The 19,002-nt window shown below is 71.0% G+C and carries 16 protein-coding genes and 1 pseudogene; 11 read left to right on the top strand and 6 right to left on the bottom strand.

Features of this window, described 5'->3' with window-relative positions; genetic code table 11:
• Positions 1-43 precede the first annotated feature (43 nt).
• The 8 genes from IE212_RS01645 (at position 44) to IE212_RS01610 (ending at position 10,543) form a co-directional block, all read left to right on the top strand.
• Entirely contained in the window at positions 44-1,825 is a 1,782-nt protein-coding gene (locus tag IE212_RS01645; protein ID WP_190195843.1) for an AbeC-like domain-containing protein, read from the top strand.
• Entirely contained in the window at positions 1,812-2,168 is a 357-nt protein-coding gene (locus tag IE212_RS01640) for a hypothetical protein (protein WP_190195842.1), read from the top strand. Before IE212_RS01645 ends, IE212_RS01640 begins: the two co-directional genes overlap by 14 nt.
• Before the next feature lie 55 nt (positions 2,169-2,223).
• Positions 2,224-3,213, top strand: coding sequence for a serine/threonine kinase C-terminal domain-containing protein (locus tag IE212_RS01635; protein WP_229863979.1), 990 nt, complete (start codon positions 2,224-2,226; stop codon positions 3,211-3,213).
• Between the two features lie 166 nt (positions 3,214-3,379).
• On the top strand, positions 3,380-4,900 hold the full coding sequence (locus IE212_RS01630; RefSeq protein WP_190195841.1) for an aldehyde dehydrogenase family protein: 1,521 nt from the start codon (positions 3,380-3,382) through the stop codon (positions 4,898-4,900).
• A 97-nt stretch (positions 4,901-4,997) separates the two neighbouring features.
• Positions 4,998-6,530, top strand: coding sequence for a GMC family oxidoreductase (locus IE212_RS01625; protein WP_190195840.1), 1,533 nt, complete (start codon positions 4,998-5,000; stop codon positions 6,528-6,530).
• 32 nt (positions 6,531-6,562) lie between these two features.
• Positions 6,563-7,636 (top strand): quaternary amine ABC transporter ATP-binding protein, encoded by a 1,074-nt coding sequence (locus IE212_RS01620; RefSeq protein WP_190196154.1) that lies wholly within the window; start codon positions 6,563-6,565, stop codon positions 7,634-7,636.
• On the top strand, positions 7,636-9,585 hold the full coding sequence (locus IE212_RS01615; RefSeq protein WP_190195839.1) for an ABC transporter permease: 1,950 nt from the start codon (positions 7,636-7,638) through the stop codon (positions 9,583-9,585). The genes IE212_RS01620 and IE212_RS01615 overlap by 1 nt, the downstream gene beginning before the upstream one ends.
• 1 nt (position 9,586) lies before the next feature.
• The gene (locus IE212_RS01610) at positions 9,587-10,543 is read left to right on the top strand and encodes an ABC transporter substrate-binding protein (RefSeq protein ID WP_190195838.1); all 957 of its coding nucleotides are present in this window, start codon (positions 9,587-9,589) and stop codon (positions 10,541-10,543) included.
• A 187-nt stretch (positions 10,544-10,730) separates the two neighbouring features.
• Here IE212_RS01610 and IE212_RS01605 read toward each other — a convergent pair whose 3' ends face one another.
• On the bottom strand, positions 10,731-11,240 hold the full coding sequence (locus tag IE212_RS01605; RefSeq protein WP_190195837.1) for a carboxymuconolactone decarboxylase family protein: 510 nt from the start codon (positions 11,238-11,240) through the stop codon (positions 10,731-10,733).
• 47 nt (positions 11,241-11,287) lie between these two features.
• On the opposite strand from IE212_RS01605, the gene pdxR reads away from it, so the two are divergent.
• Positions 11,288-12,685: a MocR-like pyridoxine biosynthesis transcription factor PdxR gene (gene pdxR / locus IE212_RS01600; protein WP_190195836.1), complete on the top strand. Its 1,398-nt coding sequence runs from the start codon at positions 11,288-11,290 to the stop codon at positions 12,683-12,685.
• Positions 12,686-13,025: 340 nt separating this feature from the next.
• Here pdxR and IE212_RS01595 read toward each other — a convergent pair whose 3' ends face one another.
• Both IE212_RS01595 and IE212_RS01590 read right to left on the bottom strand, forming a co-directional pair.
• Complete coding sequence (locus IE212_RS01595) at positions 13,026-13,247, bottom strand: hypothetical protein (RefSeq protein ID WP_190195835.1); 222 nt, start codon at positions 13,245-13,247, stop codon at positions 13,026-13,028.
• Positions 13,248-13,322: 75 nt separating this feature from the next.
• Positions 13,323-14,309 carry an ArsR/SmtB family transcription factor gene (locus IE212_RS01590; protein WP_190195834.1) on the bottom strand — a complete coding sequence of 329 codons (987 nt, stop codon included), beginning with the start codon at positions 14,307-14,309 and terminating at the stop codon, positions 13,323-13,325.
• A gap of 121 nt (positions 14,310-14,430) precedes the next feature.
• Here IE212_RS01590 and IE212_RS01585 point away from each other — a divergent pair, with 121 nt between their 5' ends.
• Together IE212_RS01585 and IE212_RS01580 are read left to right on the top strand one after the other, a co-directional pair.
• On the top strand, positions 14,431-14,802 hold the full coding sequence (locus tag IE212_RS01585; RefSeq protein ID WP_190195833.1) for a peptidase inhibitor family I36 protein: 372 nt from the start codon (positions 14,431-14,433) through the stop codon (positions 14,800-14,802).
• 64 nt (positions 14,803-14,866) lie between these two features.
• Positions 14,867-15,286, top strand: a complete 420-nt coding sequence (locus IE212_RS01580; RefSeq protein ID WP_190195832.1) for a peptidoglycan-binding domain-containing protein — start codon at positions 14,867-14,869, stop codon at positions 15,284-15,286.
• On the opposite strand, the gene IE212_RS01575 is transcribed toward IE212_RS01580, so the two are convergent.
• The 3 genes and pseudogenes from IE212_RS01575 to IE212_RS34745 form a co-directional block, all read right to left on the bottom strand.
• Positions 15,253-15,849, bottom strand: a complete 597-nt coding sequence (locus IE212_RS01575; RefSeq protein WP_190195831.1) for a CHAT domain-containing protein — start codon at positions 15,847-15,849, stop codon at positions 15,253-15,255. The two genes, IE212_RS01580 and IE212_RS01575, sit on opposite strands and share 34 nt — an antisense overlap.
• A complete protein-coding gene (locus IE212_RS34750) occupies positions 15,824-18,427 on the bottom strand; it encodes a chorismate-binding protein (RefSeq protein WP_229863977.1) in 2,604 nt (867 codons plus the stop codon). Before IE212_RS34750 ends, IE212_RS01575 begins: the two co-directional genes overlap by 26 nt.
• 84 nt (positions 18,428-18,511) lie before the next feature.
• Positions 18,512-18,981, bottom strand: a pseudogene (locus tag IE212_RS34745) (hypothetical protein).
• Positions 18,982-19,002 lie beyond the last annotated feature (21 nt).

Here is a 19,002-nt window from a genome sequence, read left to right as displayed (position 1 = left end):
ACTCAAGGTTGGCCAGTTTTTCTTCGCGCATCGGGGGAGTGGCGTGAGCACCGCATACGTGCCCAAGCAACCGCAGCCGACACACGCCGGCGCACCACCGACACCGCCGCCCACGCCGCCGCACGCCAGCGAGGCGACCCGGCTGCTGTGCGCGGGCACCTATCTGGACTCCGGGTACCGGGACCGCGTCATCGAGCAGCTGCATCTCAACGAGCAGCGGATCGTGGCCCCCTCGCTCGGCTACGACGCGGCCCGCGTCCTCGCCCACGCCCTGCGGGCCCGGCGCCACGAACTGTTGTGGGCCGGCGCGATCCTCGGCCTGTGGATCATCGGCGCGGCGCTGACCGGGGGGCTGCTGGCCCTCTTCCTGGGCCCCAGCCTCTTCCTCGCGATCGCGTCCTGGGTCAGGGGCGACGCCGACCGGCCGCCCCTGTACCGCAGAGTGCCGGCCTTCCTGTTCCGCTGGTGGGGCCGCATCGGCTTCGCCTGGCTGCTGGCCGCCACGGTGGTCACGGCCTTCGACGGCAAAGACGACGGCTCCTCGTACGACTCGTATGACTCGTACGACTCGTATGAGTCATCCGGTATGTACGGCGACGGCACACCGGGCCTGTCCGATGTGCTGCTCCCCACCTCCAGCGACCTCGGTGAGCTGTTCGAGCCCTGGCAGGCCTGGCTCGGCCTGGTCATGTTCGTGCTCATCGCGCTGTGCACCGCCGCGCAGCGCGGCCAGTTCGCCCGGGTGCTGGCCGCCGAACTGGCCCCGGAGCGCTTCCCGGACGCCGCCGGTGACCCCGCGGAGCAGGACGAGGGACAGCGGTTCCAGCGGCTGAAGGACCGCATTCGGCAGGAGCAGCACGCCCCGCTGATCATGTACCACGAGGCGCGGCCGTTCTGTGGGGCGGGCACGGCCTACGAGACCTGGGTCCTCGCCGTCGAGCTGCGGCCCGACGGCATGAAGAAGCAGCAGCCGATCAGCAACCGGACGGTGCTGGAGAAGGTCCGGCCGCTGCTCGAGCAGCTGCGGCTGCCCTCCGAGTACGCCGGCCAGTCGGTGCGTGACCGGCTGCGCTGGCTGGAGATCGACGAGTGCGTGTTCCTGCCCGCCGAGGGGCTGCGGCGCCGGGAGGAGGCGCCGTACCACCCGCAGGCCTTCGAGGAGCACCGGGCGCGCGCGGTCGAGGAGGGCGCCGAGAAGCGCCGGCACTTTCTGCGTATCCGCGTCGGCGGCTGGGAGGAGGAACTGGTCGTCACCGTCTTCGTGCGCATCCACACCCAGGGCGGCATGCTCATGCTTGAGGTCGCCCCGCATGTGCTGCTGCCGGTGCGCGAGGAGTTCAAGGACGCCGACCGCACGGCCCACCGCTTCCGCCACAACAGCGTGTTCGGCAAGGCGGCCTGGGCCGTCGCCCGGGTGCCCGGCTCGGTGGCCCGCTCCCTGGTCGCCCTCGGCAAGGGCGCGCTGTACGCGTGGCGGCTGCTGACCGGCGGCTATGCGGAGGCGTTGCCCGACGGCCCCGCTCTGTCGGTGCGGGAACTGGGCTCGGTGCGGGGCGGGTCGCTCTTCCAGGAGATGGACGTCCAGCGCTACCTCAAGAGCATCCAGGATCGCGTCGCGAACGGGGTGAAGGCCGCGATCGCCGACGCCGGTTACCAGACCGGCGAGTTCGTCCAGAAGATCGTCAACATCAGCAGTGGCGGTGTGAACATCGAGGGCGGTGTCGAGGGCAGCACCTTCGCCGTCGGCAGCCACGCCTCCGCCTCCTCCACCACGACCGGCGGCGCCGCGCCGCAGAAGGGGTCCGACACCGATGGCAATGAATGAGCCCAGCGTCAGCATCGGCGGCAACGTAGAGCGCAGCACCTTCGCCATCGGCAGCCACGCGCACGCCGAGAGCCACCACGGCACCCCGGCCCCGCGCGACGAGGCCGCCGAGGAGCTGCTGAAGGCCGTACGGGAACTGCGGGCCGACCTGACCCGGGTGCGGCAGAGCGAGGAGGCCGCGCAGCTGGACACCGCCCTGGCGGAGACCGAGGACGAGATCAGCCGGACCGGCAGGGCCGGTGAGGGGCGCCTGCAGCGGCTGCGGGACCTGCTCGGGGACGCCCAGACCGTCCTGACGCTGTTCGCGTCGGCCGGGACGGTGGCCGGGCTGCTGGGGATGTGACGTCCGGGGGCGTGGCGCGTGGAGACAAGACGTCCGGCGAGGTGAGGGGAACTCTGTGAGCGGGGGACAGCGGTACTGGAACGAGGAGACACAGCGCTGGGAGGACGGCGGCGAGGGGGCGGCTCAGGTCACCCCGCCACCTCCGCCGCGCCCGGACTTCACGCCCCTCGCACCGCACACGGCTGATCGGCACGACAGCGGCACCTGGTCCGCGTCCGAGCTGCCCCAGGATCCGCCGCCCGGCGGCGCCTGGCCGCCCGCGGGCCCGACGGCACCCGTAACGGCACCCGTACCGGCGGCCGTCACCCGCCGGTACAGCCGCCGGCTCGTGTGGTCCGTGCTGGGCGGGGCCGCCGCGGTCGGGATCGTCGCGGCGCTGGTGCTGACCTTGTCGTCCGGCGGCGACGGCACGGACGACCGCGGGGACGGGGCGCCGAGCGTGTCCCCGACAGCCGACGGCTCGACGTCCACCACCGAGGGCCCCGAACCGACCACCGAGGAGACGGCCTCGCCGTCCGACCCGGCCACCGAGCTGCCCGCCGGATACGAGCTCTACGAGGACGCCGAGGGCTTCACCATCGCCCGGCCCGTGGACTGGAAGCGGAAGGCGGAGGCATCCCAGCACGGCATGGACGTGGTCAGCTACCGCAGCTCCGACGCCGAACGACGAGTGCAGGTGTTCGAGGTGGCGGAAGCCTCCCCGGACGAGTCCTTCGAGCTGTTCCTCTCCGACGAAACCCCCAAGGCCGAGGGTTTCCGGAAGCTCGACCTCAACCACATGAACGACGGTGATGTCACCGCCGCCCGTCTCGCGTACCTCGCCGACTCCATCGACGGCGAGCCCGAGATCGGCACCTGGCACGTCGTCGACGAACGCTTCGTGGCCCCGGACGGCAAGGTGTACGCCATCGTCGTCTACGGCTCCGACGCGGACGGCCGTGACGACGAACACGAGCTGCTCGACATCGCGCTCGCCCATTTCTGCCCGCCGAACACGACCTGCGGGCCGCAGACGGGGGCCGAAACGGACGCCGACTTGGGCTGAGCCTGCGATGTATGTCCTGGTTTGCCCGCATGTTCAGTGATGCTGCGCACTTTCAGCCATGGATTGCGCATGCAACCGAGCGCCCCGGGCAGGCGAACTCGGTCTCCTGAGTGACACATGTGTGACACAGGGGCACTGAACAGGAACGGAAGGGCAGTTACCGATCATGGCGGCAAGTACCGAACCTCAGGCGATTAAAACCATCCACGCGGGAGGAGAATGGCGCGCGGCCGTTTCCGGCGCCACGCGCGAGATCCTCGACCCCGCGGACGCCCTGCCCTTCGCCGTGGTCGCGGAGGGTGACGAGAAGGACACCGATCTGGCGGTCGCAGCCGCCCGGCAGGCCTTCGACGAGGGGGAGTGGCCGCACACCCCCGTCGCCGAGCGGGCCGCGCTGCTGCGCCGCGTCGCCGACCTGCTGGTCCGCGACCGCGAGCGGCTCGGCCGGCTGGAGGCGAGGGACGCGGGCAAGACCGTCGAGGAGGGCCGCGTCGACATCGACTGTGTCGCCGACGCGTTCCGCTACTTCGCCGACCTGGTCGCGGGGGAGGCCCCCGGCCGGGTCGTGGACGCGGGCTCGCCCGACATCCACAGCGTCGTCGTGCACGAGCCCATCGGCGTCTGCGCGATGATCACGCCCTGGAACTACCCGCTGCTCCAGGCCAGCTGGAAGGTCGCCCCGGCCCTCGCCGCCGGCAACACCTTCGTCATCAAGCCGAGCGAGATCACCCCGATGACGACCATCGCGCTGATCGAGCTGCTCGTCGAGGCCGGGCTGCCCACCGGTGTCGCCAACATCGTCACCGGCCCCGGACACTCCGTCGGCGCCCGGCTCTCCGAGCACCCCGACGTCGACCTGATCTCCTTCACCGGCGGCCTGGTCAGCGGCACCAAGGTGGCCCAGGCCGCCGCGCCCACCGTCAAGAAGGTCGCCCTCGAGCTCGGCGGCAAGAACCCCAACGTCGTCTTCGCCGACGCCTGCGCCACCGAGGAGGGCTTCGACACCGCCGTCGACCAGGCCCTCAACGCCGCCTTCATCCACAGCGGCCAGGTCTGCTCGGCCGGCGCCCGCCTCATCATCGAGGAGTCCGTCCGGGACCGCTTCGTCGCCGAACTGGCCCGCCGCGCCGAGAAGATCCGGCTCGGCCGCGGCACCGAGGACGGCGTCGAGTGCGGCCCGCTCGTCTCCGAGCAGCAGCGCGACAAGGTCGAGGCGTACGTCGAGTCCGCCCTGCAGGAGGGCGCGGTGCTGCGCTCCGGCGGCAAGCGCCCCGCGCCGTCCCCGCAGCGCCCGGAGAACGGCTACTTCTACGAGCCGACCGTCCTCGACCACTGCCACCGCGAGATGCGCGTGGTGCGGGAGGAGGTCTTCGGGCCGGTCCTCACCGTCGAGACCTTCCGCACCGAGGACGAGGCCGTCGCCCTCGCCAACGACACCGAGTACGGCCTCGCGGGCGGTGTCTGGACCGCCGACGCTGGCCGCGCCCGCCGTGTGGCCGGCCGGCTGCGTCACGGCACGATCTGGATCAACGACTTCCACCCCTATCTGCCGCAGGCGGAGTGGGGCGGCTTCGGCAAGAGCGGAGTGGGCCGCGAACTCGGCCCCGCCGGACTCGCCGAATACCGGGAGACCAAGCACGTCTACCAGAACCTCGCTCCGAAGCCGGTGCGCTGGTTCGCGGGTTGAGCCCCTCCCGGCCCCGGCTGACCTCCCCCCGCCCGGGCCGGCCTCCCCTCCCTCCCTTCGAGCCCGACCATTTCATCCCCACGGGAGCAAGCAAGACATGTCCCACACCAGCCACGAGTACGACTATGTCGTGATAGGCGGCGGAACCGCCGGTTCCGTAATCGCCTCCCGCCTGACCGAGAACCCCGACGTCACCGTCGCCGTCATCGAGGGCGGCCCCAGCGACGTCGGCCGTGACGACGTGCTGACCCTGCGCCGCTGGATGGGCCTGCTCGGCGGCGAGCTCGACTACGACTACCCCACCACCGAGCAGCCACGCGGAAACTCGCATATCCGGCACAGCCGGGCCCGTGTGCTGGGCGGCTGCTCCTCGCACAACACCCTGATCGCCTTCAAGCCGCTGCCCGCCGACTGGGACGAGTGGGAGGCCGCCGGCGCCAAGGGCTGGGGCGCGGTGCAGATGGAGGCGTACTTCGCCCGGCTGCTCAACAACATCGTCCCGGTCGACGAGAAGGACCGGAACGCCATCGCCCGCGACTTCGTCGACGCGGCCCAGGCGGCGCTGAACGTGCCGCGCGTCGACGGCTTCAACAAGAAGCCGTTCACCGAGGGCGTCGGCTTCTTCGACCTCGCCTACCACCCCGAGAACAACAAGCGGTCCTCGGCGTCGGTGGCGTACCTGCACCCCGTGATGGACCAGCGCCCCAACCTGACGATCATGCTGGAGACCTGGGCGTACAAGCTCCAGCTCGACGGCGACCGCGCCGAGGGCGTCCACGTGCGCACCAAGGACGGCGAGGAGATCCTCGTCAAGGCCCGTAACGAGGTCCTGCTGTGCGCCGGCGCCGTCGACTCGCCCCGGCTGCTGATGCACTCCGGCATCGGCCCCAGGGCCGACCTGGAGAAGCTCGGCATCCCCGTCACGCACGACCTGCCGGGCGTCGGCGAGAACCTGCTCGACCACCCCGAGTCCGTCATCGTGTGGGAGACCAACGGCCCCATCCCGGAGAACTCCGCGATGGACTCGGACGCGGGCCTGTTCGTGCGCCGCGACCCCGAACTGCCGCACCCCGACCTGATGTTCCACTTCTACCAGATCCCGTTCACGGACAACCCGGAGCGACTGGGCTACCAGCGGCCGGAGTTCGGCGTCTCCATGACCCCGAACATCCCCAAGCCGAAGAGCCGCGGCCGGCTGTACCTGACCAGCGCCGACCCCGAGGCCAAGCCCGCCCTGGACTTCCGCTACTTCACCGACGAGGACGACTACGACGGCAGGACCCTCGTCGACGGCATCAAGATCGCCCGCGAGATCGCCAAGACCGAGCCGCTGGCCGGCTGGCTCAAGCGCGAGGTGGCCCCCGGCCCGGACGTCACCGGTGACGAGGAGCTCAGCGAGTACGCCCGCAAGGTCGCGCACACCGTCTACCACCCGGCCGGCACCTGCAAGATGGGCGCCGCCGACGACCAGCTGGCCGTCGTCGACCCCGAGCTGCGCATCCGCGGCCTGGAGGGCATCCGCATCGCCGACGCCTCCGTGTTCCCCACGATGACCACCGTCAACCCGATGATCGGAGTACTCATGGTCGGTGAGAAGGCCGCCGAGCTGATCGGTGGTGGTGCCAAGTGACCGCGACCCTCGAACCCCCGACGGAGCAGACCATGGACACCACCACCCCCGTCTTCTCGGTGGAGGGCCTGTGGAAGGTGTTCGGCCCCAAGGCCGACCGCATTCCGGGCGACCCCGAGCTCACCTCCCTCGACCAGGCCGAGCTGCGCTCCCGCACCGGCTGCACCGCCGCCGTCCGGGACGTCACCTTCGACGTCCGCAAGGGCGAGGTCTTCGTCGTCATGGGCCTGTCCGGCTCCGGCAAGTCCACGCTGGTGCGCTGTCTGACCCGGCTGATCGAGCCGACGGCCGGCACCATCGCCATCGACGGCGAGGACGTCCGCGCCATGGACCGCTCCCGGCTGCGCGAACTGCGCCGCCACCGCGCCGCGATGGTCTTCCAGCACTTCGGTCTGCTGCCGCACCGCACGGTCCTCGACAACGTCGCCTACGGCCTGGAGATCCAGGGCATGGGCAAGGCCGAGCGCCGTGAGCGGGCCGCCGAGGTCGTCGCCAAGGTCGGCCTCGAAGGCATGGAGCACCGCCGTCCCGGCCAGCTCTCCGGCGGTCAGCGCCAGCGCGTGGGCCTCGCCCGCGCCCTCGCCGTCGACCCCGAGGTCCTGCTCTTCGACGAGCCGTTCAGCGCGCTCGACCCGCTCATCCGGCGCGAGATGCAGGAGGAAGTGATCCGGCTGCACCGCGAAGAGGGCCGCACCATGGTCTTCATCACCCACGACCTCCAGGAGGCCCTGAAGCTGGGCGACCGCATCACCCTGATGCGCGACGGCCGGGTCGTGCAGCTCGGCACGCCGGAGGAGATCGTGGGCTCGCCCGCCGACGACTACGTCCGCGAGTTCGTCCGGGACGTCCCGCGCGAGCAGGTCATGACCGTCCGCACCGCCATGCGCAGCCCCGCGGCCGACCAGAACGGCAGCGGGCCGGCGGTCGCGCCCGACGCGACGGTCTCCGAGGCCATCGAGGCGGTCGCCCGCGCCGGCGCACCGGCCCGTGTCGTGGACAAGGGCCGCTGCGTCGGCGTGGTCGACTCCGACACCCTCCTCGGGGTCGTGGCCGGAACGGAGCAGCCCGCCCCGCCGGGGACGGAGCAGCCCAGGGAGGCGGTGTGATGGCGACCATCACCGCGAACCCGTCGCGCGTCGGCCTGCCCGGGCTGCTGAAGAACCGGGCCGTCCAGAAGCTTCTCCTGCTGGCCGTCGCGGCGGCGGTCCTCGTCCCGCTGGCCAGTGCCCGCTTCGCCAGCGGCAGCTGGCCGGGCGCGTTGACCGTGGACTTCTCCGAGCCGCTCGCCAAGGCCAGCGACTGGATCATCGACAACCGCGACAGCCACCCGCTGTTCCTGTACTTCTTCGGCCACGTCAGCAACGTCGTCGTCATCGCCGTGCGGGCCGTCTACCTCACCCTCCTCGCCATCGGCTGGGCGGGCGTCACCGCACTGGGCGCGCTGGCCGCCTGGCGCGTGGCCGGCGTGAAGCTGGCCCTCGGCACCGCCGTCGCGTTCCTCGCCTGCGGTGTGCTCGGCATGTGGGTGCCGACCATGCAGACCCTCGCCCTGATGGTCGTCGCGGTCCTCGCGTCGGTCGTGGTCGGCCTGCTGCTCGGACTCGCCGCCGGGCTGTCCGACCGGATGGACCGCGTCCTGCGCCCGGTCCTGGACACCATGCAGGTGCTGCCCGCCTTCGCCTACCTGCTGCCGGTCGTGCTGGTCTTCGGCATCGGCGTACCGGCGGCCGTCCTGGCCACCGTCATCTACGCCGCCCCGCCCATGGCCCGGCTGACCTCGCTCGGTCTGCGCGGCGCCGACAAGGAGGTGCTGGAGGCCGTCCAGTCGCTCGGCTCCACCGCCCGCCAGCGCCTGCTGACCGCCCGGATCCCGCTGGCCCGCAAGGAACTCCTCCTCGGCGTCAACCAGACGATCATGATGGCGCTGTCCATGGCCGTCATCGCGGCCGTCATCGGCGCGGGCGGTCTCGGTGACCGCGTCTACCAGGCCCTGGCCTCGGTCGACGTCGGTGCCGCGCTCGCCGCCGGAATCCCGATCGTGCTGCTGGCCGTCGTCCTCGACCGCGTCACGGGCGCGGCGGGAGAGCGGCTCGGCGCCGAACCGGAACCCCGCAGCGGCCTCGGCTGGCTGTACGCCCTCATCGGTGTCGTCGCCGTGGCGGCCGCCGGGCGGCTCGCGGGCCGGCTCGACTGGCCCGAGTCCTGGATCGTCAACATCGCCGAGCCGGTCAACCGCGCGGTCGACTGGATGACCGCCCACCTGTACTCGGGCGTCCCCGTCATCGGCGGCACCGCCGACTGGGCCGGCCACTTCACCACCTGGGTCCTCGACCCGATGCGCGACGGCCTGCAGGCGCTGCCCTGGTGGTCGGTGCTGCTGATCGTCGCCGCCCTGGCCTGGGTCATCGGCACCTGGCGCACCGCGCTCACCGCCGTCCTCGCCATGGCCGCGATCGGCGTCCTCGGCGTCTGGAAGCCGTCCCTGGACACCCTCTCCCAGGTCCTGGCGGCGGTCGCCGTCACCCTGGTCGTCGGCTTCGCCGTCGGCATCGCCGCGGCCCGCAGCGACCGCCTGGAGCGGGCCCTGCGACCCGTCCTGGACGTCTTCCAGACGATGCCGCAGTTCGTGTACCTGATCCCGGTCGTCGCCCTGTTCGGCGTCGGCCGCGCCCCGGCCGTCGCGGCCGCGATCGTGTACGCGCTGCCCGCCGTCGTCCGGATCACCGCCCAGGGCCTGCGCCAGGTCGACCAGGCCGCGCTGGAGTCCTCCAGCTCGCTCGGCGCGACCAGCTGGCAGCAGCTGAGGCAGGTGCAGCTCCCGCTGGCCCGCCCGGCGCTGCTGCTCGCCGTCAACCAGGGCCTCGTGCTGGTCCTCGCCGTCGTCGTCATCGGCGGCCTGGTCGGCGGTGGCGCGCTCGGCTACGACGTCGTCTTCGGCCTCGCCCAGGGCGACCTGGCGACCGGTCTGGTGGCCGGCGGCGCGATCGTCTGCCTCGGCCTGATGCTCGACCGGGTGACCCAGCCCACCGAACGCCGCGCGAAGAAGGGAGCGTGACATGCGACTGAGCAAGACGGCCGTGATCGCCGCGGCCAGCTCCCTGGCGCTGCTCACCGGCTGCGGCGCCGCCGACATGACCAAGCAGGCCTCGCCCTTCGCCAACGCGCAGGGCGCCAGGACCGTGACGCTGTCCGTGCAGTCCTGGGTGGGCGCCCAGTCCAACGTGGCCGTCGCCCAGTACCTCCTGGAGCACGAGCTCGGCTACCGCGTCGACACCGTCCAGGTCGACGAGGTGCCCGCCTGGGACGCCCTCAGCCAGGGCCGCGTCGACGCGCTCCTGGAGGACTGGGGCCACCCCGAGCAGGAACAGCGCTACGTCAAGGACAAGAAGACGATCGCGCGCGGCGGCGGACTCGGCGTCACCGGCCACATCGGCTGGTACGTCCCGACGTACCTCGCCAAGAAGCACCCGGACATCACCGACTGGAAGAACCTCAACAAGTACGCCGACCTCTTCCGCACCCCGGAGAGCGGCAGCAAGGGCCAGCTGATGGACGGTTCGCCGTCCTACGTCACCAACGACAAGGCGCTGGTGAAGAACCTGAAGCTGGACTACCAGGTGGTGTTCGCCGGCTCCGAGGCGGCGCAGATCACCCAGATCAGGCAGTTCGCCAAGGAGAAGAAGCCCTTCCTCACCTACTGGTACTCGCCGCAGTGGCTCTTCAAGAAGGTCCCCATGACCGAGGTGAAGCTGCCGCCGTACAAGGAGGGCTGCGACGCCGACCCGGAGAAGGTCACCTGTGCCTACCCGCACACGCCGCTGCAGAAGTACCTGAACGCGGACTTCGCGAAGAAGGGCGGCAAGGCGGCGGCCTTCCTGAAGAAGTTCAAGTGGACGACCGAGGACCAGAACGAGGTCTCCCTGATGATCGCCGACAAGAAGATGACGCCGGAGGAGGCGGCGAAGAAGTGGGTGGAGCGCCACAAGTCCACCTGGAAGAAGTGGCTCTCCTGAGCGTCCCTACCGCCGCAGGCCGGCGGCGGTCTCCCGCAGTGCGCGGGTGGCCCGCCGCCGGAGCCCCGGCCGGAAGGTGATCCGGGTGGCCCCTCGCACGCCGAGTTCGGCGGGTGAGGGGCCCTCGTCCGTCAAGGGGCGGCGAGGGCCCGCGCGACCGCCGGGGCCAACAGGCCTGTGCGGACCGTCACTTGTACTGCCCCGGCTGGTAGTGCCCCGGCGCCATGCGGCAGGTCACCCCGAACCGGTTCCACGCGTTGATCACAGTGATCGCGGCGATCAGCTGCGCCAGTTCGGCCTCCTCGAAGTGCCGCGCGGCGTTCGCGTACACCTCGTCCGGCACGAAGCCGTCCGTCAGGACGGTCACGGCCTCGGTCAGCTCCAGCGCGGCGAGTTCCTTCTCGGTGTAGAAGTGCCGCGACTCGTCCCAGGCGCCGAGCTGCACGATCCGCTCGACGCTCTCGCCGGCCGCGAGGGCGTCCTTGGTGTGCATGTCGATGCAGAAGGCGCAGTGGTTGATCTGGGAGGCGCGGATCTTCACCAGCTCGTACAGCGTGTGGTCGAGGCCCTGCCGGGCGGCGGTATCCAGCCGGATCATCGCCCGGTAGACCTCGGGTGCGTGCTTGGCCCACTCCAGCCGGGCGGGCCGCTCGGCGGCGTACTCCACGGTGGCCGGGTCATCGGTGTGCGTCGTCATGCCCTCGACCCTAGGAGCGAAGCAGCCCAGGAGTATGGTCCATTTCCATGGCGGAACCGTGGGCCACTTTCGGGATCGACCTGCATCTGGAGCCGGCCGGGCCGGGTTTGCGCAGAGGGCTGACCGATGCCCTGCGCGAGGCGGTCCGCTCCGGCCGGCTGGCCCCGGGCACCCGGCTGCCCTCCTCCCGTGCGCTCGCCGCCGACCTCGGCATCGCCCGCAACACGGTCGCCGACGCCTACGCCGACCTGGTCGCCGAGGGCTGGCTCACCGCCCGGCAGGGCTCGGGCACCCGGGTGGGTGAGCGCAGAGTCGTCCCGCCGGCGGGGACCGCGCCCCGCCCCCGCGAACCCCGCGAATCCGCCCGCCTCGCCTACGACCTGCGCCCCGGCCGTCCCGACCTGGCGTCCTTCCCGCGGGCCGAGTGGCTCAAGGCCGCCCGCCGCGCCCTCACCGCCGCCCCGTCCCACGCGCTGGACTACGGCGACCCCCGCGGGCGCCCCGAACTGCGGGCCGCTCTCGCCGGCTACCTCTCCCGGTCCCGGGGGGTGCGCGCGGACCCCGAACGGGTCGTGGTGTGCGGCGGGTTCGCACACGGCCTGAAGCTGCTCGGCTCGGTCCTGCGGGCCCGCGGCGCCACGACGGTCGCGGTCGAGTCGTACGGGCTGGACGTGCACCGGCAAATCCTGGCCGCCTCCGGCCTGCGCACCATGCCGCTGCCCTTCGACCGGCTGGGCACCGACCCGGGCGAACCGGCCGGCGCCGACGCGGTTCTCCTCACCCCCGCCCACCAGTTCCCCATGGGCATGCCCCTGCACCGCGACCGCCGGGCCGCCGTCGTGGACTGGGCACGCCGCACCGGCGGGCTGGTGCTGGAGGACGACTACGACGGCGAGTTCCGGTACGACCGTCAGCCCGTGGGGGCGCTCCAGGGCCTTGACCCCGACCGGGTGGTCCACCTGGGAACCACCAGCAAGTCCCTCGCCCCCGGGCTGCGGCTGGCCTGGATGGTGCTGCCGCCGGGCCTTGCCCAGGAGGTCGCCGCGGCGAAGGGCGGCATCGACACCTGCGGGGTGCTGGACCAGCTGACGCTGGCCGAGTTCCTCACCTCCGGCGCCTACGACCGCCATGTACGCGCGACCCGTCTGCGCTACCGGCGCCGCCGGGACGCCCTGGTCGCCGCCACCACGGCCCGGGCCCCCGAGGCCCGCGTCACCGGCATCGCGGCCGGTCTGCACGTCCTGCTGCGACTGCCGCCCGGCACGGAGCAGTCGGTGATCCAGGCGGCCCACTGGCGGGGGCTCGCGCTCCACGGACTCACCCGCTACACCCACCCCTGCGCGCAGGCCGCGCCGCTCGACGCCCTGGTCGTCGGATACGGAACACCGCCGGACCACGCCTGGTCGGGAGCGCTGGACGCGCTGTGCGCGGTACTGCCCGGGTGATCGCGCGTCCCCTCCGGAACGAGGTGGGGCGGACGAAGTCGCAGCAGGAAATCCGGCGGTGTACGGCGTCCCGGGTGCCGATCGCCTCCTGCCGGCAGCCGTCCCGGCACGGGAGGGCCACCTTCAAGTCCCCGCGCATCGGCCTTGTGGGCGGGGACGGGCCCGGCAGCCGGGGCGAACGCGATCAACCGGCCGGCGTCGGCCCCGCCCTCCCCGTTGTGTCAGCAGACACCGTGTCCCCCGCAGGTCGTGTCGCTTCACACGAGCCGGAGCCCTTCGTCGGTAGTCGCGTTGCGGCGATCCTTTGTGTCCCTTTTCCCGCACGACTAAGTGACTAAGATCACATCTTGTCCATCTCGAACACCTCGCGATCGCCCGGAGGACCATCACAGCTCTCGCTGACAGGCTGCTGGCCCAGACCTCCGCGCCCGACCTGCGCGAGCGCCTGGACTGCCTCCGAATCCTCGCCGTCTTCAGCGAGGCCCACCGGCCCCTCCGAGCCCGTGATGTCTGCGAAGTCCTTGACCACGAACAGCTGCCCAAGAACATCGAACGCACCCACGCCAAGCTGAGACGCCTCGTCAAACTCGACGTCCTCACCGAGGCCGACGCCGGTAGCTTCACCGCGACGCGCACGTCAGCGGTATCCATTGAGAAGTGCCTTACCCAGTGGGGTGGTCATGTGGTGGACGGCCTTGCCATGCCGGCGTGAAGTGACCAGTCCGGCTTGACGCAGGACTGCGGCGTGCTGGCTGGCGCTGGCCGGCGAGATGCCAAGGGCACGCGCGATTTGTCCCGTGGTCGGCTCGCCAACGGTGGCTTCCAGCACGGCCGCCCGGGTACGTCCCAGAAGGTCGGCGACAACCTTGTTCGGCTCTGGGCTGGCGAAGACTCGAGCAGCGGCCAGGACATCCCGCAGAACCGGATAGATCAGCATCAGCCCGCCGCTCTTCGCGGCGAACAGCAAGGGGCTGCGGCAGAAGACAGACGGGGTGATCACCATGCCGCTGCCTTCCATGTGGACGTCCGCGTCGTTCGCCCATGGCCGGTAGTCCACCTCCAGCGTCGGAGGAGACCAACGGATCGCGGGATGGAGGGAGGAGAACAGGGCCCCCACTCCTCCGTCTGCCATGACCCGCATGGCAGCGGAACGTTCGTCGAGCAGCACGGCGTGGACACGTTCCCAGTGCGGCGCGACCGTGGCCCCGTGGGCGGCGCTGAGTGCTCTGGCCAAGTGACGGGCGGCCGCATGGTCGCCCGCGCTGGCGGCCAGGACCCACCGCGGCAGCATCCGTAGTCTCCCGAGGCTGTACAGCGCAAGCTCTTCGCGCAAGGGGCGCGGATCGGTGAGCAGTGCGTCGAGAGCGCCTTCCATGTCCGGTGCTGTTCCAGCCAGGGTGAACAGATCCACCAGCCCTTTCTCCACAGGAGCGAGACCCCGGATGAGCGCCGACAGGTCCCCGGCGAACAGGCGTGGCCGGACTCGTGAACGCCAGGAGCCGAAAAACGCCGCTTCACCGCTGTGTTGGGCCGTCCTGAGACTGAGCTGCGTTTCGGCCAGCGGACCGGGCACAGCGATTCGGACGCGGGTCAGGTCTGCGGACGTGAAGTGGATGCGGACCACTGCCCTCCCCCGGCCCAACGTTTCAGCCTCAACCAAAAGGTGTGTTCTCAGCAGTATGCAGGGATGCAGCCTTCCCAGGAGCAAGCATTCCAGCCGATCAGCAGAGCGAAGGGAAGATCCTGTGTTCAGGAAAATCGCCGTGGTCCTGACCGTCGCAGCAGCGTCCGTCGTCCCGATGACAGGACCAGCATCGGCAGCCACACAGGCATGGTCCGATTGCCGCTCCGGCTACGCCTGTTTCTTCCAGTACTCGAACGGCGGTGGTTGGCTCTACGAGCGCTGGGGCGGCGGCGACGGTTGGTGCGGAAGTTGGGACTTCCCCAGCGAATACCGCAACAACACCACCTCCGTGTACAACCGGGGACGCGGAACGGTCTATCTCTATTCGGAGACCGGTATGGGCGGCGACAACATAGGCGTCGTCTATCCCGGCCAGCAGCTCAATATGGGCGGCGACGCCAACAACAACGCGGCATCTGTGCTCGTGTGCTGACCCTGCGGGATCCCGTCGAACGCCCAAGCACCGCCTACACAGGGAGTTGCGAAACGTGCGAACCATGACCAGGCTGTTCACCGCGGCCGCCTTGACGATGCTGGTGACGACCCTGGGAGTTGCGCCTCTCAGCACACCCGCGTACGCCGCAACCCCTACCTGCACGGACGTCGTCCGAAAATACAGTGCCAGCGGTGAACGCATGTTCATTCCGGTGTACTACTCAACCCTCAATGACACCTGCCTGATGCGGAGGGGAAACTACGACAACAACGCCGTCAAGTACCTTCAGGAAGTCCTTCGAGACATTTACCACTATGACATCGCGGTGGATGGGGACTTCGGCCCGGCGACGGAAAACGCCCTCATACGTCTTCAGCGGCAGCTCCGGATCACGGCAGACGGCATATACGGACCGCAGACCCGTGACGCAATCTGCTGGCCCGTGTACTACGGGTCGGGCTGCTGGTGGTATGACGAATGACATACGGTCCAGTCGGCCCGGTCGACCGTGCACCCGTCGCTGTCGCCCAGGCCGGGTGGGCAGACCGGACACCGGGATGGATGACCAACTCCAGGGGCGTTCCACCACGCCCGCGCAGCCTGGTGCAGGGCCCACACCGCCCGACTGGTGTCGATGACTCCCTCCCCGTTGCGCAGGTGGGTGTAGAAGGCGTCGGCGATAGTGACGGCGATCTGGTCGTCGATCTCCCACAGGGTGCCGATGACATGGGGGAACCAAGCGAGTTGGAAGGCGGAGGTCAGGTGGATGGCTTCGTCGAGGAACTCCGGGGTGTCGATGGCCGCGGTGCGGCAGGCCGACAGGTGGGCCAGCTGGGTGCGGTCGAGGCGGACCGGGGAGAGGCTGACGACGGTGAGCGGGTCGCTGGCGTGGTCGTGGAGCAGTAGGTAGCTTCGGGAGGGGTCGGTGGGGTGGCTGGCGCCGTGGCAGGCGAAGCGCGCGATCGGGCTGGTGGGCAGCCAGAACGAGCGGCCGGACGCGGCGCGACCCGCGGACCGGTCATCGCCGGGCCTCCTCGGCCGCACCGGCCCGGTGTCCCGGGGGATGCTGCCCCCTGATCCGGTCGGCGGTGTGCTGGTGCAGGGCCCGCATCGGGGCCGCGGTCTTCAGCAGCATCTCCTCGTACTCCGCCTCCGGATCGGAGCCGAGCACGATCGCGGCGCCCGCGCCCAGGTGCATCAGGCCGTCGGTGAACACGGCGGTACGGATGACCATGCTGAGATCCGCGCCGCCACCGCACCCGAAGTAGCCGAGGGCGCCCGAGTACACGCCACGCGCCTCGGTCTCCAGCGAGTCGATGATCTCCAGCGTGCGCAGCTTCGGCGCACCGGTCGTCGACCCGCCGGGGAAGCAGGCCCGCACGCAGTCCACCGCGTCCGTGTCCGGCCGCAGCCGTCCCTCCACGGTCGAGACGAGCTGGTGCACCGTGGCGTACGTCTCCATGGCCATGATCTTGGAGGCCCGCACCGTGCCCGTCCGGCACACCTGTCCCAGGTCGTTGCGGAGCAGGTCCACGATCACCAGGTGCTCGGCCCGGGTCTTCTCGTCCGACGCGAGCGCGTCCCGCAGCCGGGCGTCCTCCTCCGGCCCGTCGCCCCGCGGCGCGGTCCCCTTCATGGGCCTGGCCTCGGCGGTACCGTCCCGGCCGATCCGCAGGAACCGCTCGGGTGAGGAGCCGGCCACCTCCAGCTCCCCGAACCTCAGGAACGCCGCGTACGGGGCCGGGTTGTCGCGGCGCAACGTCCGGTAGAAGTCGAACGCGTCGGGCGGGGCGGGCAGCCGGGCGGCGTTCGTCAGGCAGATCTCGTAGCTGGTGCCGGCCAGCAGCTCCCGCCGGCACGCCTCGATGTCCGCGAGGTACCGGGCCCGGTCGCGCGCTAGCCACGGCTCGGCGGCGCCGCCGTCCGCGAAGGCCGGCGGCACGGGTGGGGCGGGCCGCTCCGTCGCCACACAGGTGAGGCCGGCGAGCGCGCCCTCCAGCCAGTCGGCGGCCTCCCGGGCGGCCTGGGGGGTGTCCTCCGCCAGGCAGACGGCGTAGGTGAAGCCCTCCTGGTGGTCCACCGCTATCACCCGGTCGGCGAACAGCCAGGCGGCGTCCGGGGCGGGGGAGCGGTGGCGGTTGGGCGACCCGCAGTCGGCCTTCATCTCGTAGCCGAAGTAGCCGACGTAGCCACCGGTGAAGTCGAACGGCAGCCCCGTGGCGTCCACCCGGCGGGTCGTCAGCTGCCGCTTGAGGTAGTCGAAGACACTCGCCGCGACCCTGCGCACCGGCCGCCCGGCGCGCTCGATCGCACAGCGCCCGGTGGAGACGTCGTAGCGCACGAACTCGGCCAGCGGCCCGCTGCCGTCCCCGAGGAACGAGAACCTCGACCGCCCCGGTTCGACCAGCGAGCTGTCCAGCCAGAACGCGCGCGGGGACCCTGCGAACATCCGGGTGAAGATCGCCTCGGCGTCGACGGCGCCGGTGATCCGGCGGGTGTGCAGGCGGTAGCCGACACGACCGGGGCGGCGGGGCCGGGGGATGGCGACGGCGGGCGGCGCCGACGCACCGGTGGGAGCGGCACCGAACCCAACGGCCTCCGCGCCCGCGACGGCCTCGCCGGACGGGGCGACTTCGCTGGAACGGGTGGCCCCGCCGGGCGAGTTGGCCGCGGTGCGGGGGGTGGCAACCTCGCTGGTTGGTTTGGCCGCTGTGCGGGAGGCGGCACCCCCGCTGGTCGGGTTCGCCGTCTTCTGGGGGAGGGCGGGCCCACTGGGTGGGGTCGCCGTGGCCTGGGAACGGGTGGCCCCGCCCGGCGGGTTGGCCCCGGCCTGGGAGACCGCGGTGACCTGGAAGACGGCCGCGGCGGCGGCAGGCCGGTGACCGGCCGCCCACCGGGCGCCGGCCCCGGCCCCGGCGACAACCGCGTCCCGGGCCGCCGCCCTCGGCCGCCGCACCCCCGCGTCGCATTCCGGGACGACGGACCGGCGCCGGACCTCCTGGTGCGACGGCACCGCCGTGTTCTTCGTGCGGAGCTTGCCGGCCCGTTCGGCGGTCAGGTTGCGGAAGTTCACGAGCACGCGGTGGCCGTACTCCGTGAGGACGGACTCCGGACGGAACTGCACCCCCCACAGCGGCCGGCTGCGGTGCCGCAGGCCCATCAGGACGCCGTCCTCCGCCCAGGCGGTTGCCTGCAGCGTCTCCGGCAGCGGCTCGCGCACGGACAACGAGTGGTAGCGGACGGCGGTGAAGTTCTGCGGCAGGCCCTGGAACAGGTCCCGTTCGTCGTGACGGATCGTCGACAGATGTCCGTGCCGCGGCTCCGGAGCGGGCTCCACCAATCCGCGTTCCCCGAGAGCGATGCCCTGATGGCCGAGACACACGCCGAGCACCGGCACCGTGGAGGTCGAGAGCAGCCTGGCCCCGATGCCGAAGTCCCGCGCCTCGCCCGGATGACCGGGGCCGGGGGACACCACCAGGTTGTCGAACGCCCGCAGGTCCGGCAGTTCGCCGGCGGAGGCGTCGTTGCGAACCACCACGGGCTCCTCGCCGTTCACCTCGGCGAGCAACTGGAAGAGGTTGTACGTGTACGGGTCGTAATTGTCGATGAGCAGGGTCTTCACCCGCCCACCTCCCTCTGTTCGTTCGCGGGCCTGTGTGGCCCGGCGTTTGTGCCGACCGCGGAGCGCCTGGAGTGGTGGATACAGTCATTTCCTGAAGAAACGCTGGAGCCGGGGCATGAGAATCCAGGTGACGAGGGCCGTCACACACAGACACAACAGCAGCGTCCGAATCAGTGCATCGAGGTCACCCAGATAGGGAAGCACCGTCAGATTGAACAGGAGCACCGGCGGAAAGACAGACCGCGCTCATATTCACGAACCACAGTTTCCATTTCGACGGCGGAGCCGGCGGCGCGGGTGTCAGCGCCTGCGCATCGAACCAGGCCCGGGCACCCGGCACCCTCCTGCGTTCCGCTTCCTGGACGACCCCCTCCAGCCGGGCGTCCCACTGTGCCCGGGAGGTCGATTTCTCCCAGGCCAGGGCCGAACCCTCGCTGGAGAAGCGATAGACGACATGCCATTCCGCCCCTCCGTCGACAAACACCCCACCTCCCAGAAAACCCGCCCGGTGTCACGTGATAGGCCACGGTGACCGTGACGTGATTGCTGGTCACGCCGTCTCTTACGGAAAGCGC

It is taken from the genome of Streptomyces djakartensis (genome assembly GCF_014651075.1).
Lineage (GTDB): Bacteria > Actinomycetota > Actinomycetes > Streptomycetales > Streptomycetaceae > Streptomyces > Streptomyces djakartensis.
The sequence above is the reverse complement of the archived record's forward strand: the minus strand, read 5'-3'. Positions and strand labels throughout refer to the sequence as shown.